Here is a 21,547-nt window from a genome sequence, read left to right as displayed (position 1 = left end):
CCTCAGAGTGTGGTGCGATCGGGTCGTGCGGTGGGCCCGAGCGGGCCGGTGGCGCCTGTGGACTCTCCTCTGGTGCCGTGGGTGGCGCGGGAACCACGGGACGCCGTGCGGTGGTGCGGGGCCTCGGAGCCACCGGAGGCGCCGCCGGACCTCTCCGCACCGCCGGCTTCGAGTGCACCGCCGGACGCCGCGCCGCCGTGGGCGGCCTGCGCACCACTGCCTCCTCCAGGTGCGGTCCCGGTCTCGTCCTCAGGCTCGCCGGACGCCGCTTCGGCGGTCTTTCCGCCATGTCCGGACCTGAGCGCCGCGGAGCCGAGGTCGAGCGGGGGTTCGGGCTCCGCGCCGGTGGTGCCGTGTCCGGCCCGCCGCTCGGTGGCCGCCCGTCCGCCGACGGCCACGGGACCGGGGGGCTCGGCCCCGCCCCGGTCCCCGGCCGCCGCGAGCCCCGCGGCCGACGTGTCCGCGCCCTGGCCGCCGGCCGCCTGCTGTGCGGGCCGGGGCTGGGTGAGCCAGGCCACCGCCGCGCCGGTGAGGGCGACGGGCCACTCGACCACTCCCGCGGCACCGAGCACTCCGGCGCCCACGTACACGGCGATCCGCCGCCCCCGGGGCGACACCGCGCCCACCTTGTCCAGGGTTTCCGTCGCGGTCCTGCCCACCATGCCGGCGCCCGGCACCTTGCGCACCGCCGACAAGGCACCACGCACGGGCGCCGTGAGGGCCGGCGACGACTTCTGCTCAGCCATGACTCTCCTCGGGTGAGACCCGCCGTTCCAGTCTCACCCGAGTGCCCGGCACCGCGCCTTTTATCCCCTTTCGCCCCGGTCACGGAAGAGTCCGCCGGGCACCGCCTCGGCGAGCACGCGGTAACCCTCGGGGTTGAGATGCAGCCCATCGCCGACCTGCAGGGCCGGGCGCAGCCGGTTCGGCGCCGAGGGGTCGCGGACCGCGCGGTCGAAGTCGATCACCGCGTCGAAGTGGCCCGGGGTGCGGATCCAGGTGTTCACCCGCTGCCGTGAGGCCTCCCGCAGCCCGGCCGGGTCGTCGTACGGGGTGTTGCCCCCGAACGGCGTGATCGTCGCGCCGTAGACGCGGATGCCGACGGCGTGGGCGCGGACGACGATCTGCTGGTAGCCGGCGATCAGGTCGTCGGTGACCGCGCGCTGCGCGGCGGGGGTGGCCTCGGCGGTGCCGATGTCGTTGACGCCCTCGAAGAGGATCAGCCAGGAGACACCGCTGCGGGACAGTACGTCGCGGTCGAGGCGGGCGAGGACGTTGGGGCCGAGCCCGTCGTTGAGGACGCGGTTGCCGCCCGCCGCCTGGTTGAGGACGGCGACGCCGGAGGTGTCCGGCCGGCTCCGGAGGCGGTCGAAGAACTGGTCCGGCCAGCGGTCGTTGCCGTTGGTCGTGGAGCCGCGTCCGTCGCTGAGCGAGTCGCCGACGACGGCCACCGCGCGGGTGCGTGCGGGCGCCGGCACCTCGACGTCGCTGAGCAGGTACCAGTGGTCGACGGCGGTCGCCCCGGTCAGATCCTGGTCGCGCGTGTGGTCGCCGCGCACGAGGTACGAGGTGGTGCGCGAGCCGGGGTGCGAGGTGAGCGCCAGGGAGGCCTGACCGCGCGCGGTGTACGCCGTGACCGTCAGCTCGGTGCCGGCGCGCAGGTCGAAGTCGAGGTCGTCGGAGACCACTTGGGCCCCGACCGGCACGGTCGTCGCGTCCCGGCCCGCGAAGGTGACCCGCCGTACCGAGCCCGGTTCCACCGCGCTGACCCCGGCCTTCCCGCCCTGGGGCAGGGCGACGGTGACGGCGGTGAGCGGCAGCGGGGTGTCGCCGTAGGCGTTGGAGAAGCGCAGCCTGGCACGGTGGCCGCCGACGGTGACCCGGACGGTCTGCCGCAGGGTGGCGTCCACGAGCACCGACTTCTCGCCGGTGTACGGCGCGGGCGGCAGGTTGGCGGGCTCGGTCAGCTGGGGCATGGCGGTCCAGGTGTCCACCCAGTGCGTGCCGGGGCCCGGGCTTTCGGCGGCTGCGCCCGAGCCGGGCCGGTCGAGCAGTGCTCCGACCGCCGAGCCCGTCACGACCAGGGTCAGCACGAGGACACAGACACTCAGCACAGTGGCGAACGACGCTCTCATGGGCTGCTTCACGGCCGCATCGTGGCATGAACACGCCCGCTATGGAAGCGCTCCCACGGCACTGCCACCGCCCGCGCGGCCACTGGCCCACCGCCGACGGAAGCCAGGCGGTCGCCAAGACCATCTCGCGGCGGCCTGCAAGGGCCTCGCGATCGTCGGCATCAACACCGACTACGGCGACGGCGCGACCCTGAAGAGGATCACCATCGTCGGCGACTTCGGCAAGGAGCTCGTCCCGTGCCAGAAGTGCATCGGGAACATCAGGTACAAGTGAGCCCCGACCAGGGCCGCCGCCACCGCGCACGGCGGCCCCGCACCCGCCCCCTCCCCCGTCCGCGCCGGGCGGGGGAAGGATGCGGGGCGAGGGGGAGGGCGGATGGGGCGCAGGGAACGGGAGGCGGTCGCGCGCGGGGCGCGGCTGTACGAGGCGGCGCGGTCGCCGGCCGGTGGATCACGACCAGGCCATGGAGGTGGTACCGAGGACGCGGCGGTTCAGCAGGCGCTCGCCGCCCTCCCCGTGGCCCGGCTCCAGGACGCCACGGGCGGACGGCTGCGGCTCGGCGATGTCGAGGCCGGCGGCCTGCGCACGGTCCGGCAGGTGCTCGAAGCCGGTCCCTACCGGGTGCGCCAGATCCCCGGAGTGGGGGCGCGCGGCGCGGACCGGATCGTCGCGGCCGCGCGTCAGCTCGCCGACGCCGTACGGAACGCCGTCGCCGTCCATGTCGACGTCGACCGGCCGGAGCCGCGGACGACCGCGCTCGTCGCGGCCCTGCACGTGCTGGTGGAGGCGGGGCCAGGGGCACGGCGCGCCGTCGGGGCGGCCGAGGAACTGGCGCGACGGCTCGAACCGCTGCTGGCCGACGCCCGGCCCGCCGCCGGGCGGCTGAGCCTGCTGGTGGCCGGGCAGGACGAGAAGGCTCGCGCGCTCAAGGCCGTCGAGGAGATCCGTACGGTCGTGGCGCGGGCCGAGCGGACCGGCATTCCGGAAGCGCTGGCGCAGGCGTCGGCGGACCTGCTGCGGCCACCGGCGGACGGCCTCGCCGTCCTGGTGGACTTCGAGCTGCGCTCCGCCGAGTACTACGGCCTCCTCGCGGAGATCTCGGGGCGCGCTCCGGACACGGCCGCCGCCGAGGGGTTCCTGCCCGCCGACATAGCCGAGCGGGTGCGCGGCCAGCGGTTCGACGACTCCCGGCTGCGGGTGTCGCTGCGCGGCTACCGGGCGTTCGGCGCCCGCTTCGCCCTGGCGCAGCGCCGGGTGATCCTGGGCGACGAGATGGGGCTCGGCCAGACGGTCCAGGCGCTGGCCGCGCTGGCCCATCTGGCCGCCGAGGGGCAGAGCCGCTTCATGGTCGTCTGTCCGGCGAGTGTGCTGGTGAACTGGACGCGGGAGGTCGAGGCGCGTACCGCGCTGCCTGTCACGCCGTTGCGGGGCCGGACCGGCGCCGGGCGTTCGCCGACTGGAAGGAGCGGGGCGGCGTGGCCGTGACCACCTTCCAGGCCCTGCCGCCGGTGCCGAGGTCGTGGTCGCGGACGGGTCCCCGGGCACGGGCTGCCCCACGCCGTCGTAGCCCGCCGGGACGAAGCAACCGGTGGGCGGCCGGATCCCGCAGGGGCGTGTCCGCGTTCGTACGGGCGTCGGCGCAGGCGCCGCGGTGCCAAGCCGGCTGACGCACGTCACGCGATCAGGGGCAGATCCGCGCGGGCACCGGTCCTGGGCGCAGGGCCCGGCCCGCTTCGTCTTTCGCGGGTGCGGCCGTCACTCGCCACGCAACACCGGGCGATGGCTGCCGTTCGGCCGGCGCGATCCCGGGCCGACTACGGGCACACGGCCGGGCGACACCTGCTGGGGGACCATCCGGGCCCGGCCGGATCAGATGTCGGGCACCGTTGAGCCTCCCGCCCCCGTGGCGCGCGGGAAGGCCGCGCGGGGCGCCGCAGTCACGCGGCACGCGCCCGCCGGCCCACCGACGCGGACAGCTCTCCCTGGTAAGCGGCGTACGCCGTGCGCAGCGCGCCCCCGGGCCAGTCGGCGGGCAGGAGCGCGGGCGGCAGCACGGGGTCGGTGAGCAGGTGGCGTACGGCAGCGGTGTAAGCGGTGAAGCGGTGCGCCGGGCCGCGGTCGGCCGCCGTGTGCGTGAGCAGCGTCCGCGCGGTGGCCGCCCAGTCGTCCAGCGGCCAGAGCCGGGCGGCGAGTTCGCGGTCGGGCTCGTCGGGGCGGGCGGTGCAGGTCAGGGCGACACGGCGGAGTTCGTCCGGCAGCGGGCGGACGAGGTTGGCGGGGCGCAGCCACACCCCCTCGCGCAGTTCGGCGAGGCGCAGCGCGGTCAACCGGGCACGCAGATCGGCGCGTTCGGCGGGGCCGCGGCCCGTCGCCGTGATGACCACCATCTCCCAGTCGCCGTCCCACGCGCGCGTGCCGGGGTGCAGCGCCTCGTCCTGGCGGCGCTGGCGGGCCAGCAGCCGGTCACTGAGCCGGTAGACGGCGTCGGTGCGCCGCAGGTCCCCTGCGGCCACCATCCGGCTGAGCGCGGCCCGCAGCGTGGAGCCGCCCACGCCGAACGGCTCCACCAGCCTGACCAGGTCCTTCACCGGCAGCTCAGGCGGGTGAGCGCCGAGGAGCAGGCTCAGCACGGCCGACCGCGCGGACAGCGGCCGCGCGGCCGCCTCCTCGGCTTCCGGCGGGACGTTCATACGCATGGGCACGTACTGTACGTGCGCCCACGCTGTTGCGTTATTGCTACAGCCGCAGGAAGAGTGCAACATGGCCGCATGGTCTCGATTCCCGCGCAGCCGCCGTCGCAGTCGCCGTCCCTGCCGCCGCAGTACGCCACCCACGACGTCACCAACCAGGCCCCGCCCCTGGCCCCCTACGATGCCTCCGACGACCGCGCCCTGCTGGAGGGGCTGCGCCGGGAGGGCGCCGGGTGGGCCGAGGCGGACATCCGGCGGCTGGGGGCGCGGGCCGGGAGCGCGGAGGCGCAGGAGTGGGGCGAGCTGGCCAACCGGCACGAGCCCGAGCTGCGCACCCACGACCGCTACGGCAACCGGATCGACGAGGTCGACTTCCACCCCAGCTGGCACCACCTGATGCGCACGGCGGTCGCCGAGGGCCTGGCCGGCGCGCCCTGGGCGGACGAGCGGCCCGGCGCCCATGTGGCCAGGACGGCGGGCGGGCTGGTGTGGGGGCACACGGAGGCCGGGCACGGCTGCCCGACGTCGATGACGTACGCCGCCGTCCCCGCGCTGCGCGCCCAGCCGGACCTCGCCAAGGTGTACGAACCGCTGCTGACCAGCCGGGAGTACGACCCCGGGCTGCGGGTGCCGGCCGAGAAGCCGGGGCTGCTCGCCGGGATGGGCATGACCGAGAAGCAGGGCGGCTCGGACGTCCGCACCAACACCACCACGGCCACGCCCACCGGCGAGCCGGGCGTGTACACCCTGCGCGGGCACAAGTGGTTCACGTCGGCGCCGATGTGCGACGTCTTCCTGGTGCTCGCCCAGGCCCCCGGCGGCCTGTCGTGCTTCCTCGTGCCGCGCGTGCTGCCCGACGGCAGCCGCAACACCTTCCGCATCCAGCGGCTGAAGGACAAGCTGGGCAACCGCTCGAACGCCTCCTCCGAGCCGGAGTTCGACCGTACGGTGGCCTGGCTGGTGGGGCCGGAGGGGCGGGGCGTGAAGACCATCATCGAGATGGTCAACTGCACCCGGCTGGACTGTGTGATGTCCACGGCGACGCTGATGCGCAAGACGCTCGTGGAGGCGGGGCACCACACGCGGCACCGCAGTGCGTTCGGCGCCCGGCTCCTCGACCAGCCCCTGATGCGCAACGTCCTGGCCGATCTGGCACTGGAGTCGGAGGCGGCGACCACGCTCACGCTGCGGCTGGCCGGCGCGGCCGACCGCACGGTGCGCGGGGACGCCGGGGAGCGGGCCTTCCGGCGCATCGCCACAGCCGTCGGCAAGTACTGGGTCACCAAGCGGGGCCCGGCGTTCACCGCCGAGGCCCTGGAGTGCCTGGGCGGCAACGGCTATGTGGAGGACTCCGGCATGCCCCGGCACTACCGGGAGGCCCCCCTGCTGTCGATCTGGGAGGGTTCGGGCAATGTCAACGCGCTCGACGTGCTGCGCGCCCTCCGCCGGGACAGCGACACCGCCGAGGCACTGTTCGCCGAACTCGCCCTCGCGCGCGGGGCGGACACCCGCCTGGACGCCGCCGTGGCCGCGCTGAAGGACCAGCTGGCCGAAACCGGCCAGGTGGGCGCGCGGCGGCTGGTGGAGCGGATGGCACTCGCCCTCCAGGCCTCGCTGCTGGTCCGGTACGCGCCACAGCCGGTCGCGGACGCCTTCTGCGCGAGCAGGCTGGGCGGCGACTGGGGGCACGCGTTCGGCACGCTGTCCGCCGGAACCGGCCTCGACGCGATCCTGGAGCGGGCCCTGCCCGGCCTGAACTGACCCCTCTCCCCAGGCGAGTGCGGGCCACGCGCGCGTGGCCGGTGACTGCCGACGGATCGCACACAGTCAGCGTGCGGCTGCGGTGCGTTGTCAGTGCCGTGGTGCACACTCGCGATCAGGTGGCACTCGCTGGGGGAGGACTACGTGTTCACGGGGATCGACGAGGTCGACTGGACCTCGCTGCGGCACGCTCGCGGCAGCGCGCGGAACGTGCCGGGATGGTTACGGGCGCTGTCGTCGGCGGACGGCGCCGAGCGGGCGAGCGCGCTCGACGCTCTGCACGACGCCCTGCGCCCCGGGGGCGGGGGGTACGACGCGACGCCGGCCTGCGTTCCCTTCCTGCTCTCGCTCGCGGCCCGCACCGAGGTCGCGGACCGGGCCGGCATCGTGGAGCTGCTGGTCGGCATCGGCGCGGAGGACGAGGACTCGGACGGGGACACCCGCGCGCGGGACGCGGTACGGGCGGGTGCGGAGGCCTTCGTCCCGCTCGCCGGGGACCCGGATCCGGCGGTGCGCGCGGCGGCGGCCGGGGCCGTCGTACGGTTCCTGCCCGAGCCCGCGCGGGCGCTGGAGGTGCTACGGCGGCGGCTGCGCTCCGAGCGCGACGGCCGGGTCCTGCTCGCCCTCGTCGAGGCGCTCGGCCTGTTCGCCCGCCGTCACCCGGCGCGCGCCGACGGCGCTGTGGATCTCCTGGCCGAGCAGAGCGCGGCGCCGTACGAGGCCGGGCCGCGGCTCGCCGCCCTCGGGCAGCTCGCGCTCGCCGCGCCCGGGCGGCTCCCGCCCGACCTGGTGCCGAGGGTCGTCCGGCTGCTGCGCGAGCGGTCCGCGCGCCGCGCCAGGGCGGCCGAGTCCCCGGGCCCCGACACCCTCGTGGAGCGGCTGCGGCGGCTGCGCCCCTCGGACGAGGAGGGCGCCCGTCTGCTGCGTACCCTGCACACCGCGCTGGGCGACCGCGTGCGCGACCGGAACGCCCTGCTGTCCGGGCAGCTGACCAGCCCGGCCCCGGTGGACCGGTGCAACGCCGTGTGGCTGGCGGCGGCCCTGCTGCGCGGCTGGCGCGGCGACCACACGGCGACCGTCGCCCTGCTCGGCCGCCAACTGGGCGCCGACCAGGACAGGTTGCGGGACGCGGCGGTCGCGGTCCTGGCCGAGCTGTACGCGCTGGCCGCTCCCGCCGCCGACGACCTGCACGTGCTGGTGTGCGCCCGGCCCGACCTGTGGGTCCACCGCTGGGAGCGCGGCTCCCCCACGCTCGGCGGTCCGCTGAGGGCGCTGGCCAGGAGCGGTGACCGCCGCGCCCTGCCGGCCCTGGCCCAGCTCCTCGCCGGCCCGGCCCTGCCCGTGGACCTGGGGTTCGAACTGGCCCACCTGGGCGCCGCCGCGGCCCCGCTCGCCCCGGCGGTACGTCACCGGCTCGCCCGGATCCGGCCGTCCTCCCCGTCCGCCGCCGGGCTCGCGGCCCCGTTACTGGCGGCGGTCGCTGCCACGAGGGACGAGGATGCGGTCCCCGAGGTGCTGCGGCTGCTTTCGGGCGCGCCCGACGGCCTGGGCGCGCGGGACGCCCTCGCGGGCCAGGTGATCGTGACGCTGCAGGCCCTGGGCGCCACCGCGCGGGCGGTGCCGCTGCTGCGCGCGCTCCTGTCCACCCGGCACGCGGCCGCCGCGGCCGGTGCGCTGTGGTCGGCCGACGGCGACACGGCCGCCGTACTGCCCGTCCTACTGCGGGAGTTGACACAGGGCGACCCGACGAGCCGGTGCGTGGCCGCCGACCGCCTCGGTCGCCTGGGCCCCGCCGCGCGGCCCGCCCTGCCGGCGCTGCGCCGGGCCGCCCTGTCCGGACGGACACGGCAGCGGGCATCGGCCGCGTGCGCCCTGTGGCACATCGACGCCGATCCCGAACCGGTGCTTCCCGTCCTCCGCGCGGCCTGGACGGACGACCCGCGCGCCCGCGGCCCGATCGCCGACTGCCTGGCCACGATGGGCCCGGCCGCGTCCCCCTTCCGTGACCTGCTGTCAGCGGAACTGGCCGCCCCACACCGCCACCTGTCCCACGCGGCCGCGTCCTGCCGCCGACGCATCCCGAAGGACGAGGCACTGCTGACCGCGTGCCGCAAGGTGCTTGCGGTGGTGTAGGGGGCGCACGGCCGGTCGGATGCCGGGGTCTTGTGCGCCCCGTGTGACATGGAGCGGGGGGACGAGTAGTGGTGGGAGCAGGGGCGGGGACGGGGGCCTCACGTACGGCCGTCGGACCGTGAGCGCCCCTGGCCGGAACCCGCTGGTGGCCGGCCCCGGCCACGGATCCAACCGGTGATCAGCCCTCGCCATGATCCCACCGACCGCCAACTCCCCCGGCATAAGATCCAGTCAACGGCCGGCCCCGGCCGCCACGAAACGGCCACCTGCCACCAGCCACCAGCAGCCCACGAGCCAGGCTCCGGATCCGGCCCACAGCCAGTCCCCCGCCAGGAACCCTGCGAGCCGCCCGCAGCGGCGGGTCGTCGGTGGCCAGTCCCGCCCCCACGGAACGGGCCAGTGCTCGGCCCGGTCAGAACCGGCCGGTGGTCGGCCCACCGGTACCGGACCCGGCCGGCGGCCAGTCCCGACCGAGGCCTGGAACCGGCCGTCAACCCGCTTCCGCCCCGGCACAGAACCGGCCCGGTGACCAGCATCACCGCACGGAACCCTCCCGACGACCAGCCCCCCACAGCGCGGAACCGGGTCGGCGAGCGGCGGCCGCCGGGGCGGTCGACCGGTGGTCAGACCATCCGTCCCCACTGGGGACCGAGCCTCGACCATTCCGTGTCCCACGCGGCCATCCGGCGGCGTTCCAGCCGGCCGCGCAGGGCCAGGCCGCCGACGAAGGGGACGGCCGCGACGCCGACTCCCACCAGTCCGCCGATGAGGGTGCCGCGGAAACCGGCCTCGGAGGCGGAGGTGGGACGGCCGACGAGGCGGCCCTGGGGATCGGTCCAGACGGTGACCGGGGTGCCGACGTTGCTGCCGGGATCGATCTGGACCTGTCCGGTGTGAGCGGTGCCGTCGGCGCCCCTCCAGCGCACCTTGGCCCACACCCGCTCCTCCGCGGAGGCGTGGCTGTCCATGGGCGAGGCCGATCGCGTCGACGTGACGCGGGCCGCGACGGGGTGCGACGCTGCGCGCTCCCGGGCGAGACCGCCCTCCACCGCCCCGGCGGCGACGAGACCGGCCAGCACCCCGGCGACGACCGTCACCAGCCAAGTGCCGAGGACCACCCAGGCCTCCACCACGTCGGCCCGGCGTTTCAGCGGATTTCGCCGCCAGCGCCAGAGCCACACCTTCGGACCACGGAACGCCTTCAAAGGCATCCTCCTCACGAGCGCACCGACCGCCGGACCGCCCTCCCATACGCGGGAGATCGCACCGTTGCTCACCACGAACCGTCTCCTCGACGGTCGCACGAGACGGCCCGTTCGCGCAGGCACATGACAAAACGCATCCGGCCGGTCCTGGCCACCCCCGGCGCCGCCGCCCGCGAACCATCGAGGAGTCACCGACGAGCCGCCGATGACCTGCGCGAACGCTCGTGCGGGGGAGAGTGTCAGTGGTGGGGTGCAGACTGGCCGATAACTGACGACTACCTGGACAACGGCGTCCCGGAGGTGAGCGGCATGACCGAGGTTCTGCTGGCGGTGGGCACCCGCAAAGGGCTGTTCATCGGGCGGCGAAAGGGCCGCGGCGGCTGGGAGTTCGACGACAGCCCGTATTTCAACGCACAGGCGATCTACTCGGTCGCCATCGACACCCGGGAGGACCGGCCCCGGCTGCTGGCGGGCGGCGACAGCGCGCACTGGGGTCCTTCGGTCTTCCACTCCGACGACCTCGGCCGCGGCTGGACCGAGCCCGCGCAGCCCGCCGTCAAGTTCCCGAAGGACACCGGCGCCTCGCTGGAGCGCGTCTGGCAGCTGCATCCGGCCGCCGCCGAGCCCGGCGTGGTCTACGCGGGCACGGAACCGGCCGCGCTGTACCGCTCGGAGGACCGCGGCGAGAGCTTCGAGCTGGTCCGGCCGCTGTGGGAGCATCCGACACGCGCCCAGTGGGTGCCGGGCGGCGGCGGTGAGGGGCTGCACACCGTGCTCACCGACGCCCGCGATCCGAAGGCGGTGACCGTGGCCGTCTCGACGGCCGGAGTGTTCCGCACGACCGACGGTGGCACGAGCTGGGCTCCGGCCAACTCCGGTGTGTCCGCGGTGTTCCTGCCGGATCCGAACCCGGAGTTCGGCCAGTGCGTGCACAAGGTCGCCAGGGACGCGGCGGACCCGGACCGGCTGTATCTCCAGAACCACTGGGGGGTGTACCGCAGCGACGACGCGGGAGGGAAGTGGACCGACATCGGCGCTGATCTGCCGTCCACGTTCGGCTTCGCGGTGGCCGCGCACCCGCGCCGGGGTGACACGGCGTACGTCTTCCCGATCAACGCCGACGCGGACCGGGTGCCCGCCGAGCACCGCTGCCGGGTGTTCCGTACCGCGGACGCGGGCCGCACCTGGGAGCCGCTGACCGCGGGACTGCCGACCGAGGACCACTACGGCACGGTCCTGCGGGACGCCCTGTGCACCGACGACGCCGACCCGGCCGGTGTGTACTTCGGCAACCGCAACGGCGAGGTGTTCGCCTCGGCCGATGACGGCGACAGCTGGCAGCAGCTGGCCTCGCATCTGCCGGACGTGCTGTGCGTGCGGGCGGCGGTGATCGGCTGAGCCCCCGCGAGCCGGGCGCCGCAGACCCGCGCGTCGTGCTTCGGCCATCGGTTGATCACTCGCCTGTGTCCGGCAGTAGGGTGACGCCCGTGGCACCACGACCCTTGCATGAGATCGTCGAACCGGGCTGGGCGAAGGCCCTGGAGCCCGTCGCCGCGCGGATCGCGGCGATGGGTGACTTCCTTCGCGCGGAGATCGCCGCGGGACGCACCTACCTCCCGGCCGGATCCAACGTCCTACGGGCCTTCCAGCAACCCTTCGACGAGGTGCGGGTCCTGATCGTCGGTCAGGACCCGTATCCGACTCCCGGGCACGCGGTGGGCCTGTCGTTCTCGGTCGCACCCGAGGTGCGACCACTGCCGCCGAGCCTGATCAACATCTTCCGCGAGCTGAACGCCGACCTGAGCGTGCCCCAGCCGTCCAACGGAGACCTGACCCCGTGGACGCAGCAGGGTGTCCTGCTGCTCAACAGGGCGCTGACCACGGCTCCGCGCAGCCCCGGCGCCCATCGCGGCAAGGGCTGGGAGGAGGTCACCGAGCAGGCGATACGGGCGCTGGCGGCCCGCGGCAAGCCGTTGGTGTCCGTGCTCTGGGGCCGCGACGCCCGCAATCTGCGCCCGCTGCTGGGCAATCTGCCGGCGGTCGAGTCCGCGCATCCCTCGCCGATGTCGGCCGACCGCGGCTTCTTCGGCTCGCGCCCCTTCAGCCGCGCCAACGACCTGCTGATCCAGCAGGGCGGTCAGCCCGTGGACTGGCGTCTGCCGTGACCCACGGCGGCTATCTGGCGGTCGACTCCGGGGGCTCCGGCCTGCGGGTGGCCGTCGGTGTCCCGGGGCGCGCGCCCGGAGCGCGCCGGGAGTCACGGGAACCGGTCCGCACCGGCGCGCGGGGTATCGATCCGGCGCATCTGCTGGCGGAACTGCTCCCGCTGGCCCGTGCCGCGGCCACGGAGGCGGAGGTGAACGGGCTGGACACGGCCGTCGTCGGGGCCGCGGGGTTCGCCACGCTGGGCGACGCGCTGCGCGCCGAGCTGCCGGGCGCGCTGGCCCGTGAGCTGGGGGTGCGGCAGGTGGCACTCGCCGCCGACGCCGTCACCGCCTACGTGGGCGCCCTCGGGCCGCGTCCGGGCGCGGTGCTCGCCGCGGGCACCGGGCTGATCGCGGTCGGTACCGACCTCACGCGGTGGCGGCGGGCCGACGGCTGGGGTCATCTGCTCGGCGACTGTGGGAGCGGCGCGTGGATCGGCCGGGCCGGCCTGGAGGCGGCGCTGCGCGCCCACGACGGCCGCGACTGCGGCTCCGTACCGCTGCTGGACTGCGCGCGGGCGCAGTTCGGCCCGGTGGGCGAACTGCCCGGCCGGCTCTACCCGCGCCCCGACCGGCCCGCCGTGCTGGCCTCCTTCGCGCCCCAGGTGGCCGGGTGCGCGGCGCACGACCCGGTCGCCGCGGGCATCCTGCGTGCGGCGGCCCGGCACATGGCCGACTCCGCCGCAGCCGTGTGCCCGGCGGACGGGGCGCCCGAAGTGGCGCTCACCGGCGGCCTGTTCCACATGGGCGACCCGCTCCTCGTACCGCTGCGCGAGGAGTTGGCGACCAGGCTGCCGCATGCCCGGCCGGTGCCGGCCGAGGGCGATCCGCTGCACGGTTCGGTACGCGTCGCGACCGACCTGGCGACCGGTCGGCTCACTCTGCCGAGTGAACCGACGATGCTCCACGTGGTCGCCGTCGCAGGGGATCGCGGGCCCCGGGAGACAACGACGCCGAGATCACCGTAAAAGCGGATTGTTCGCCCCCCGGGTCATGTTCCGGGCACGTGCCCGGAACACGCGCGCTGCGTACGTAACTCATCAGACAAAACCGGACGGATACCGCTCACCTGCACCCTCCCCGAACGGAGCAACCCGCAAAGCCAGTAACATGCGGCGCCATGAGCTCCCCCACTGGACCCGCGTCCGGCCTGCCAGTACGAATGCCGCGACCCCGCCAGCCCGGACGGCACCGCCGACCGGAGCCGCTGGTGGCTCCCGAGGGCGCGCCCGCGCTCGTCCTCGCGGTGCCAGGCGCGCCCAGCACCGCCACACGCGGCCTCGCGGAGGAGGTCGTGAGCATCGCCCGCTCCGAGCTGCCCGGCCTGGATGCCCGGATCGGGTACCTGGACGGGGACGACGCCGAGTTCCCCACGCTCCGGTCCGTGCTGGCGCACGCGGCCGAGGAGCGCACGGCCCGGTACGAGCAGGCCGTCGCCGCCGGGATCGAGGGGATCAGGGAGCCCGACGGCCCGGTCGCCGTCGTCGTACCGCTGCTGGCCGGGCCGGACGGCGCCCTGCTGCGCCAGATCCGGCAGTCCGTGATGGACAGCCGGGTCGCCGCCGACCTGACCGACGTCCTCGGTCCGCACCCGCTGCTCGCCGAGGCGCTGCACGTACGGCTGTCCGAGGCGGGCCTGGCCCGCGCCGACCGTGCCCGGCTGTTCACCGTGGCCACCGCCGCGGACGGCATCATCCTGGCGTCCGTGGGCGGCGACGAGGCGGCGCAGGCGGCCGGGATCACCGGCATGCTGCTCGCCGCGCGCCTGGCCGTGCCGGTGATGGCGGCGGCCCTGGACCAGGAGAGCTCGATCTCCTCCGTCGCCGAGCAGCTGCGCTCCTCCGGCTCGCAGCAGCTGGCCCTGGCGCCGTACCTGATCGGCCCGGAGATCGACCCGGCGCTGCTGGCGGCGGCCGCCGAGGAGGCGGGCTGCGCCACGGCCGAGCCGCTCGGCGCGTACCCGGCGATCGGCAAGCTCGCCCTCGCCAAGTACACGACCGCGCTCGGCATCGCCCCGCAAGCGCCGCAGAGCGCGCCGGTCCGCTGATCCTTCGCCGGCACCCACCCGGCATCCGTACGCCCAAGGGCCCGCTCCCCTCCCGGGAACGGGCCCTTCGCGCCGCTGCGGGCCGGCTCAGCCGAAGACGACGCAGGAGGCCGCGGGCACCGGGACCGAGCCGTCGTAGCGGGGCAGTCCGGTCGCCTCGTCCACGGTGAACCAGGTGACGTCGCCGGAACGCTCGTTGGCCACGTACAGGAAGCCGGCGTGCTCGGCGAGCGCGCGCGGCCAGTCGCCGCCGCAGGTCACCGCGCCGACGAGCCGGAGTCCGTCGCCCTCCACGGCGAGGACCGACAGGACGTCCTCGCCGCGCGTGGCCGTCCACACGAAGCGGCCGTCTGACGAGACGACGATCCCGGACGGATAGGCGTCGCCGGCCGGGGCGCCGGGCAGTACGGGGACCTCGGTCAGCGGCTTCAGGGAGCCGCTGTCGGCGTCCCAGTGGCAGACGGTCACCGTCGGGGTGAGTTCGTTGACGAGGTAGGCGTGCCGGCCGTCCGGGTGGAAGGCCAGGTGGCGGGGGCCGGAGCCGGGGCGCACGGCGGTCTCGCGGTGCAGGACCGGGACGCCTTCCGCCAGGGCGCACACCCGGACCGAGTCCGTGCCGAGGTCCACGCTGACGGCCCACCGCCCGCTGGGATCGGCCTGCACCTGATGGGCGTGGGGACCGCGCTGGCGCCGGTCGTGCGGTCCGGAACCGGTGTGCTGCAGCAGGCCCGAGGGCTTGGCGGCGAGCGTGCCGTCCGGGCGCACGGGTACGGCGGTGACGCTGCCGGAGCCGTAGTTGGCGGTCAGCACGTGTCCGGCGTACAGGCCGAGGTGGGTGGGGCCGCTGCCGTCCACCGGCACGGGCGGCCCGGCGAGTTCCGGCCGCTCGCCGCCGAGGCGGAACGCGGCGACGGCGCCCTCGGCCGTCTCGCTGACCGCGTAGAGCGTGTCGCCGTCGGGCGACAGGGCCAGATAGGAGGGGTCGGGTACGTCGTTCACGGCGGCGCCGAGGGTGAGGGCGCCGTCCGGCGCGACGGACGCGGTCACCAGTCCGGGACCGCCGGCCGCCGTGAAGGAGCCGATGAACGCCCGGGGCCTGCCGGAACTGCCGTCCTGTGCCACCGCTGTCCCCTCTCGGTCGTGCCGGTCCAGGGCCGACCGTAGCAGTCGATCACGCCGGTCCCGGCCGAGAGAGCACGGTGCGTTGCGCCCTCTCCCACTGGTCGCGAGCCGACTCAGGCCCCCACCAGCCGCGAGCCGGACGGTGCGCGCAGGGACTCGGCGAGGTCGGTGAGAGCGCGCTCCAGACCATGCAGATGGGCCAGAGCGGGCACGTGGGCCGGGGCGGGCACGTGGGCCGGGGCGGTCTCGGCGGATGCCTCGCCCTGGCCGCGGACCGGCTCGGGGCGGTCCGCGGTGAGCGCCTCGACGGCGGCCTCCACCCGCCAGCAGGCCGCGGCCAGCCGGGCGTCGTGCGAGGCCTCGGGATCCGCGGCGACCGCCACCAGGCCCCGCACCTCGCGGGCGCAGTCGTCGAGGAGGGCGAGGACCCGGCGGGCGCGCCGCTTGCGGGCCGGCATCGGGTTCAGCGGGTGCACCAGAGGGGCCACCGCGAGCCGGACCCGGCCGAGCAGCTGCTCCAGCTCGGCCACGCGCGGCGCGGGGTCGGCCGTGGCGGAGCCCGCGAGCCGGGCCGCGGCCTCCGCGGTGCAGGCGTGGACGCAGCGAAGGGCGCGCTGGATCCAGGCGTCGGTGACCGCGTGGGTGGTGACCGGCAGGACGAACAGCACGGCGAGCGCGGCACCGAGCGCGCCGACGCCGGTCTCGGCGAGGCGCAGGGCGAGCAGGCCGGGGCTGAGGACGCCGAGGAGGCCGTAGAGGGACTCGGCGAGCACGGTCACCCAGAGCATCATCCAGGTGTAGGAGACGGCGGCGGTGTAGAAGATGCCGAAGACGGCGAGGGCGACGAGGACGGCCGTCGGCACGTGCGCGCCGTGCACGGGGACGGCGACGAGGAAGCCCAGGCCGATGCCGATCAGCGTGCCGAGGACCCGGCGGAAGCCGCGGACCAGCGTCTCGCCGCGCGAGGCGGTGTTGACGAAGACCCACCAGGTGGCACCCACGGCCCAGTACCAGCGCTGTCCGGACACGAGCTGGCCGGCGACCAGGGCGAAGCCCGCGCCGGCGGTCGCCTGGATCGCCTGCCGTGTGGTCACCCGGGCCAGTCCGCGGCCGGCGGGCGGGGCCGGGGTGGCGGCGGGGGGCAGCCGGCGTTCGTAGCACCACAGGCCGAAGCGCACCGCCGCCGCACTGAGCACGGACAGCAGGACGGCGGCGTACAGCTCGGGCAGCTTCTGCGGGGTGGCGTGCAGGAACTGGGCCACGAAGAAGGTCATGAAGGCGAACACGCCGAGGCTGTGTCCGCGCGGCCCCCATCGGCGCGCGTACACCCCGGCACCTACGACGGCCAGGAAGGCGAAGTCCCGCGCCACGGGGGCGGCGTGCAGCTCGGCCGCCACGGCGAGCACCGGCGCGCCCACGACGGGCAGCAGTGCGGTGGTGACCGCCTGCCCGCGCACGGTCGGGTCGGTGACGGTGAACAGCGCGAGCAGCGCGGCGAGACCGCCGGTGACCGCGCCGACGAGGGAGTGTCCGGCGAGGAAGCACACGACGACCGCCAGGCCGACGCCGAGGACGGCCCGGGCGGCGAAGCGCAACCGCGCCCGCCCCGGGTCCGGCGCCACGAACATCCTCTTCAGCACTGCTGCCCTCCCCTGGGAACACGGCACAGAAAAGGCGCCGCGGGGATCCGCAGCGCCATCGACTCCCCCATGAGAGCATCCAACGGGTCACTGGCTCAAGTGTTGCCCCGATCACTGAGCCATTGGCCCAGATCCAACCCTCCGACGCCATCAGCCGGACGGCCAACGGACCAGGTCGGGCGGTCCACCCCGCAGCCACTCCGCTGAGCCATTGGTACAGTCAGCGGTCATGGCCGTGGACGAACTCGACACCCGCATCCTGCGGCTGCTCCTGGAGCAGCCGCGCACCAGCGTGCGCGAGTACGCGCGTGTCCTCGGCGTCGCCCGCGGCACGCTCCAGGCCCGGCTGGACCGCATGGAGCGCGACGGCGTGATCACCGGCACGGGCCCGTCCCTCTCCCCCTCCGCCCTGGGCCATCCGGTGCTGGCGTTCGTGCACATCGAGGTCACGCAGGGCCATCTGGACGACGTGGGGGACGCGCTGGCCGCCGTACCGGAGATCGTGGAGGCGTTCTCGATCACCGGCGGCGGGGATCTGCTGGCGCGCGTGGTGGGCCGGGACAACGCCCACCTGGAGGACGTCATCCAGAAGCTGATCAGCCTGCCGGGCGTGGTGCGCACCCGCACGGAGGTGGCGCTGCGCGAGCGCGTCCCGTACCGGCTGCTGCCCCTGGTGGAGTCGGTGGGCCGGGCGGCCCGCGCCTGACGCCCGGCACGGCCGCCCGGGCTTGGCATGCTGGACCGCATGGGCGATCTCGGCGCACTCCCGGTCATCTTCGATCTCGACGGAACGCTGGTGGACAGCGAGCCGAACTACTACGAGGCGAGCCGCCAGACCCTGGCCGGCCACGGCGTTCCGGATTTCTCCTGGGCGGAGCACCAGAGCTACGTCGGGGTCAGCACGCTGGAGACGGCGGCCCTGTGGCGCAAGCGCTACGGCCTGAGCGTTTCGGCGCGGGACCTGGTCGCCGAGCTGAACCCACGCTATCTGGCACTCGCCCGTGCCCGTACCCCGGTCTTCCCCGAGATGCGCGCGCTCGTGGAACTGCTGGCCGCCGACGGGGTGCCGATGGCGGTCGCGTCGGGGTCCTCCCCGGAGACGATCGCGGCGGTCCTCGCGAGAACGGGCCTGGACACGTCGCTGCCCACGGCGGTGTCCGCCGAGGAGGTACGGCAGGGCAAACCCGCCCCTGACGTCTTCCTGGAGGCGGCCCGGCGCCTCGGCGCGAACCCCGCCGACTGCGTGGTCCTGGAGGACGCGCCCTTGGGCGCGGCCGCCGCCCACGCGGCCGGCATGCGCTGCGTCGCGATCCCCTACGTGGCCGCCCAGGCCGACGCCCCCGAGTTCGCCACGGCGGCGCTGCTGCTGCGGGGCGGTCAGCGGGAGTTCACGGCGCGGCGGGCGTATGCATGGCTCAGGGACACCGCCGCCGCGCGCGCTGGGCGTTCCTAGCAGCCGAGGGGCCGTGCGGTCCTGGGAGCGGTCCGAGGGATCAGTACCACCGGTACGGCCGTACGCGCCGGATCGCCGTGACCGGCCCGCACCCCGGCGCGCGACAGCGCGTCCCATGCCGCGCGGGGGTACACGTCGTGCGCGGAAGGCCGTGACTGCATAGCGTGATCGCATGACCACAGACCAGGCCGGACCGGTCGTCGGCGACCGGCGGTGGAAGGCGCTCGCCGTCTGTCTGACCGCGGCCTTCATGACGCTGCTGGACACGTCGATCGTGAACGTTGCCCTGCCCTCGGTGGAACGCGGGCTGCACGCCGACGAGGCGGAGCTGGCGTGGGTGATGTCGGGTTACGCGCTCACCTACGGTCTCTGTCTCGTCCCGGCGGGCCGGCTCGGTGACATGCGTGGGCGGCGCCAGGCCTTCCTGACCGGGCTCGCCCTGTTCACGCTGGCGTCGGCGGCCTGCGGGCTGTCCTCGGGGGCCGCCTGGCTGGTGCTGTTCCGGCTGGTCCAGGGCGCGTCGGCGGCGCTGATCGCACCGCAGACCTCGGCGCTGATCCAGCAGATGTTCCAGGGCCCGGAGCGGGCGCGGGCCTTCGGCATGATGGGCAGCACCATCGGCATCTCCACGGCCGTCGGCCCGCTGGCGGGCGGCCTGCTGATCGAGGCGGCCGGCGGCCCCGACGGCTGGCGCTGGGTCTTCTACGTCAACCTGCCCATCGGCATGGCCGTCTTCTGCGCGGCGTTGCGGCTGCTGCCCCGGTCCTCCGGCTCGCCGGGCAAGCGCGAGTGCTTCGATCTGCCCGGTGTGCTGCTGCTCGGTGCGGGCGTGCTCGCCCTCATGCTGCCGCTGGTGCAGAACCAGCAGTGGCACGGGCGGCTGAAGTGGGCGCTGCTCCCGGCCGGCGCCGCCCTGCTCGCCGCGTTCTGGGCATGGGAGCGACGCCAGGGGCGGCGCGGCCGGGCCCCGCTGATCGACCTCGGGCTGTTCCGGCTGCGCTCCTTCACGCTCGGCGCGCTGTTGAGCCTTGTGTACTTCGGCGGCTTCACGACCCTGTTCTTTGTCTACACGCTGTTCCTCCAGAACGGCATGGGCTACGGCGCCCTCGCGGCGGGCCTGTCGTCCATGCCGTTCGCGCTGGGCGCGGCGGTGGGGGCGGCCCTCGGTGGCCGGCTGGTGCTGCGGTTCGGGCGCCGGACGGTCATCGGCGGGCTGGGCACGGTGGCCGTGGGCATGCTGGGCGTCGTCGCGGCGGTGCAGTTCGTGCCGGGCCGGGCGGTGGCCTGGGGCGTCGCGCTGCCGCTGCTCGTCGCGGGGCTCGGCTCGGGCCTGACCATCTCCCCGAACACCACGCTCACCCTCTCCCGCGTGCCCATCGGCCGGGGCGGGGCCGCGGGCGGTGTCCTGCAGACCGCTCAGCGCATCGGTTCCGCCGCCGGTATCGCGGTGGTCGGCTCGGTGTACTTCGCCCACCTGGCCCATCAGGGCAGCCCCTCGACCGCGCTCCAGCTCGGGCTCCTCACCTCCGTCGGCATCATCCTGCTGGCCCTCGCCCTGGCCTACACGGACCTGCGGGACCGACGCGCCCACCCGGAGCCCGAACGCACACCGGAGGCGGCGCGGCAAGGGTCGTAGCCCGCCCGTCCTCGCGGCCGCGACAGGGACCGGGCGCCCGTCCCGTACGCGCCCTGCCGTCGGCCGTGCCGGATCCCGGGGCATCGGCGTACGGGGCACCCGGCGCCGGGGCCCTGCCCTCCACCCCGGTGGTGGCCGCTGGTGGGCTACGACCTCCGGCGTGGTTTGCCCCGCTTCGGTGCCGGCTTGGTTCCCGCGGTGCGGGCGCGCGGGGTGCGGCTCGGGGTCTTCGGCTGTGGTTTCTGGCGCGTGCGGGTGCCCTCGGCTCGCTCGGCCTGCTGCCCGGCCGGAGGCTTGGCGCGGCCACGGGTGCTGTTGACCGTGCGGCCGCGGACGATGCCGATGAAGTCCTCCACCAGGTCGGTGGTGGCCTCCTCGGGCCAGGACAGGGCGACGGTCGACTGGGGGCCGTCGGTGACCGGGCGGTAGGTGAGGTCCTTGCGGTGGTAGAGGCGGGCCAGGGACTGCGGGACGATCAGGAGGCCGACGTTCGCGGCGACCAGCTCGATCGCGTCCGGTGTCGTCGCGGGACGCTCGAAGGCGGGCTCGCCGGGCGGGCTGTCCCAGCCGAAGACGTCGTCCAGCGGGTGGAAGAGCACTTCGTCGGCGAGGTCGGCGAGGGTCACCTCGTCCACCGCCGTGATCAGGTGGTCCCTGGGCACGACGACCACCGTGGTCTCGGTGTAGAGAGGGATCGCGCTGAAGTACGTACGGTCGACGGGGAGCCGTACGAGTCCCGCGTCGGCCTCGCCCGCGCGCAGTGCCCCGGGCGCCTCGGCGGCCGGGACCTGGAGCAGGGTGAGCGGGATGTCCGGCAGGCGCTCGTTCCAGGTCTTCGCCCATTTGGCGGGCGTCACTCCGGGGACGTACGCGAGCCGGAACGACGGTGATTCCTCCGAGCCTGTCACCCGGCCAGGTTACCGGCCGTGGCCGACGTCCCGTGACCGGCCGTGGCCGAGGCCCCGCGACCGGCCGTGGTCGGCGGGCCGGGACGCGGCCGATACCCTTGGCCTCATGAGTTCGCAGCAGAGCACCCAGACGATGAAGCCCGCGACCGCGGCGAAGAAGCTGGGTGTGTACCTCCCCGCCACCCCCGCCTCGTTCCAGGAGGGCGTCGTCACGCGCGCCGAGCTGAGCGAGCTGCAGGCGAACCCGCCGGAGTGGCTGAGCGAGCTGCGCCGCAACGGCCCGCACCCGCGCCCGGTGGTCGCCGCGAAACTCGGGGTGTCCATCGCCGGTCTCGCGCGCGGCGGGGTCACCGAGCCGCTGACCACCGAGCAGATCGAGGCCCTCAAGCAGGAGGGGCCCGAGTGGCTGGTGAAGGAGCGCGCCACCCAGGCCGAGGTCCGCAAGGAAGCGGTCCGCATCAAGAAGAGGAACGCCGAGCGCGCCGAGCAGACGCGCCCCTGACGCGCCGGGCGCTCCCCTTGCGGGACGCTCCGCCCCCTCCCCCGACGCCCCCTCGCCGATTCGCACGGCGGTGGGGGCGTTGTCGTGCTCGGGAGCGTCACAGACGTGAA

17 protein-coding genes and 2 pseudogenes are annotated in these 21,547 nt (G+C 75.1%); 12 read left to right on the top strand and 7 right to left on the bottom strand.

The genetic code is table 11. From position 1 onward, the window contains the following. Positions 1-2: 2 nt before the first annotated feature. Positions 3-746 carry a hypothetical protein gene (locus ACZ60X_RS11715; RefSeq protein WP_469596518.1) on the bottom strand — a complete coding sequence of 248 codons (744 nt, stop codon included), beginning with the start codon at positions 744-746 and terminating at the stop codon, positions 3-5. A 60-nt stretch (positions 747-806) separates the two neighbouring features. After that, positions 807-2,135 (bottom strand): SGNH/GDSL hydrolase family protein, encoded by a 1,329-nt coding sequence (locus tag ACZ60X_RS11710; protein ID WP_469596516.1) that lies wholly within the window; start codon positions 2,133-2,135, stop codon positions 807-809. Positions 2,136-2,274: 139 nt separating this feature from the next. Between ACZ60X_RS11710 and ACZ60X_RS11705 the strand changes: the two are divergent. Then, positions 2,275-2,394, top strand: a pseudogene (locus ACZ60X_RS11705) (pectate lyase); the annotation flags it as partial. A 117-nt stretch (positions 2,395-2,511) separates the two neighbouring features. Further along, positions 2,512-3,650, top strand: a pseudogene (locus ACZ60X_RS11700) (SNF2-related protein); the annotation flags it as partial. 423 nt (positions 3,651-4,073) lie between these two features. On the opposite strand, the gene ACZ60X_RS11695 reads toward ACZ60X_RS11700, so the two are convergent. Beyond that, positions 4,074-4,832 (bottom strand): PaaX family transcriptional regulator C-terminal domain-containing protein, encoded by a 759-nt coding sequence (locus tag ACZ60X_RS11695; RefSeq protein ID WP_469596513.1) that lies wholly within the window; start codon positions 4,830-4,832, stop codon positions 4,074-4,076. 72 nt (positions 4,833-4,904) lie between these two features. Here ACZ60X_RS11695 and ACZ60X_RS11690 point away from each other — a divergent pair, with 72 nt between their 5' ends. After that, positions 4,905-6,587: an acyl-CoA dehydrogenase family protein gene (locus ACZ60X_RS11690; protein WP_469596509.1), complete on the top strand. Its 1,683-nt coding sequence runs from the start codon at positions 4,905-4,907 to the stop codon at positions 6,585-6,587. A gap of 144 nt (positions 6,588-6,731) precedes the next feature. Further along, a complete protein-coding gene (locus ACZ60X_RS11685) occupies positions 6,732-8,720 on the top strand; it encodes a HEAT repeat domain-containing protein (protein WP_469596506.1) in 1,989 nt (662 codons plus the stop codon). Between the two features lie 623 nt (positions 8,721-9,343). Here the strand turns inward: ACZ60X_RS11685 and ACZ60X_RS11680 are convergent. Next, positions 9,344-9,931: an Rv1733c family protein gene (locus ACZ60X_RS11680; protein ID WP_469597415.1), complete on the bottom strand. Its 588-nt coding sequence runs from the start codon at positions 9,929-9,931 to the stop codon at positions 9,344-9,346. A 303-nt stretch (positions 9,932-10,234) separates the two neighbouring features. Between ACZ60X_RS11680 and ACZ60X_RS11675 the strand changes: the two genes are divergently transcribed. The 4 genes from ACZ60X_RS11675 to ACZ60X_RS11660 all read left to right on the top strand — a co-directional run bounded on the left by ACZ60X_RS11675 (position 10,235) and on the right by ACZ60X_RS11660 (position 14,176). Then, a complete protein-coding gene (locus tag ACZ60X_RS11675) occupies positions 10,235-11,323 on the top strand; it encodes a WD40/YVTN/BNR-like repeat-containing protein (protein WP_469596503.1) in 1,089 nt (362 codons plus the stop codon). Between the two features lie 89 nt (positions 11,324-11,412). Then, on the top strand, positions 11,413-12,090 hold the full coding sequence (locus tag ACZ60X_RS11670; RefSeq protein ID WP_469596501.1) for a uracil-DNA glycosylase: 678 nt from the start codon (positions 11,413-11,415) through the stop codon (positions 12,088-12,090). Then, entirely contained in the window at positions 12,087-13,097 is a 1,011-nt protein-coding gene (locus ACZ60X_RS11665; protein ID WP_469596497.1) for an N-acetylglucosamine kinase, read from the top strand. Before ACZ60X_RS11670 ends, ACZ60X_RS11665 begins: the two co-directional genes overlap by 4 nt. A gap of 152 nt (positions 13,098-13,249) precedes the next feature. After that, entirely contained in the window at positions 13,250-14,176 is a 927-nt protein-coding gene (locus tag ACZ60X_RS11660; RefSeq protein WP_469596494.1) for a sirohydrochlorin chelatase, read from the top strand. Positions 14,177-14,263: 87 nt separating this feature from the next. Here the strand turns inward: ACZ60X_RS11660 and ACZ60X_RS11655 are convergent, their stop codons facing one another. Both ACZ60X_RS11655 and ACZ60X_RS11650 read right to left on the bottom strand, forming a co-directional pair. Beyond that, entirely contained in the window at positions 14,264-15,298 is a 1,035-nt protein-coding gene (locus ACZ60X_RS11655; RefSeq protein ID WP_469596491.1) for a lactonase family protein, read from the bottom strand. A gap of 113 nt (positions 15,299-15,411) precedes the next feature. Continuing rightward, positions 15,412-16,938 (bottom strand): FUSC family protein, encoded by a 1,527-nt coding sequence (locus ACZ60X_RS11650; protein ID WP_469596487.1) that lies wholly within the window; start codon positions 16,936-16,938, stop codon positions 15,412-15,414. Between the two features lie 229 nt (positions 16,939-17,167). Here ACZ60X_RS11650 and ACZ60X_RS11645 point away from each other — a divergent pair, with 229 nt between their 5' ends. The 3 genes from ACZ60X_RS11645 (at position 17,168) to ACZ60X_RS11635 (ending at position 20,027) form a co-directional block, all read left to right on the top strand. Then, on the top strand, positions 17,168-17,644 hold the full coding sequence (locus ACZ60X_RS11645; RefSeq protein ID WP_469596484.1) for an Lrp/AsnC family transcriptional regulator: 477 nt from the start codon (positions 17,168-17,170) through the stop codon (positions 17,642-17,644). A gap of 39 nt (positions 17,645-17,683) precedes the next feature. Next, a complete protein-coding gene (locus ACZ60X_RS11640; RefSeq protein ID WP_469596481.1) occupies positions 17,684-18,391 on the top strand; it encodes an HAD family hydrolase in 708 nt (235 codons plus the stop codon). Positions 18,392-18,563: 172 nt separating this feature from the next. Then, on the top strand, positions 18,564-20,027 hold the full coding sequence (locus ACZ60X_RS11635) for an MFS transporter (protein WP_469596477.1): 1,464 nt from the start codon (positions 18,564-18,566) through the stop codon (positions 20,025-20,027). A gap of 146 nt (positions 20,028-20,173) precedes the next feature. On the opposite strand, the gene ACZ60X_RS11630 is transcribed toward ACZ60X_RS11635, so the two are convergent. Next, complete coding sequence (locus tag ACZ60X_RS11630) at positions 20,174-20,935, bottom strand: LysR family substrate-binding domain-containing protein (RefSeq protein WP_469596475.1); 762 nt, start codon at positions 20,933-20,935, stop codon at positions 20,174-20,176. Between the two features lie 106 nt (positions 20,936-21,041). Here ACZ60X_RS11630 and ACZ60X_RS11625 point away from each other — a divergent pair, with 106 nt between their 5' ends. Further along, positions 21,042-21,437 (top strand): DUF5997 family protein, encoded by a 396-nt coding sequence (locus tag ACZ60X_RS11625; protein ID WP_469596472.1) that lies wholly within the window; start codon positions 21,042-21,044, stop codon positions 21,435-21,437. Positions 21,438-21,547: the final 110 nt, after the last annotated feature.

This window comes from Streptomyces sp. NPDC104106, assembly GCF_055584345.1.
Note: the sequence above shows the minus strand (reverse complement) of the source record. Positions and strands in the feature narration are given on the sequence as shown.

Coding starts and splice junctions, on each gene's coding strand:
- ACZ60X_RS11675 (WP_469596503.1), top strand. CDS start 10,235: ATGACCGAGGTTCTGCTGGCGGTGGGCACCCGCAAAGGGCTGTTCATC.
- ACZ60X_RS11680 (WP_469597415.1), bottom strand. CDS start 9,931: ATGCCTTTGAAGGCGTTCCGTGGTCCGAAGGTGTGGCTCTGGCGCTGG.
- ACZ60X_RS11660 (WP_469596494.1), top strand. CDS start 13,250: ATGAGCTCCCCCACTGGACCCGCGTCCGGCCTGCCAGTACGAATGCCG.
- ACZ60X_RS11710 (WP_469596516.1), bottom strand. CDS start 2,135: ATGAGAGCGTCGTTCGCCACTGTGCTGAGTGTCTGTGTCCTCGTGCTG.
- ACZ60X_RS11690 (WP_469596509.1), top strand. CDS start 4,905: ATGGTCTCGATTCCCGCGCAGCCGCCGTCGCAGTCGCCGTCCCTGCCG.
- ACZ60X_RS11640 (WP_469596481.1), top strand. CDS start 17,684: ATGGGCGATCTCGGCGCACTCCCGGTCATCTTCGATCTCGACGGAACG.
- ACZ60X_RS11635 (WP_469596477.1), top strand. CDS start 18,564: ATGACCACAGACCAGGCCGGACCGGTCGTCGGCGACCGGCGGTGGAAG.
- ACZ60X_RS11715 (WP_469596518.1), bottom strand. CDS start 746: ATGGCTGAGCAGAAGTCGTCGCCGGCCCTCACGGCGCCCGTGCGTGGT.
- ACZ60X_RS11625 (WP_469596472.1), top strand. CDS start 21,042: ATGAGTTCGCAGCAGAGCACCCAGACGATGAAGCCCGCGACCGCGGCG.
- ACZ60X_RS11695 (WP_469596513.1), bottom strand. CDS start 4,832: ATGCGTATGAACGTCCCGCCGGAAGCCGAGGAGGCGGCCGCGCGGCCG.
- ACZ60X_RS11645 (WP_469596484.1), top strand. CDS start 17,168: ATGGCCGTGGACGAACTCGACACCCGCATCCTGCGGCTGCTCCTGGAG.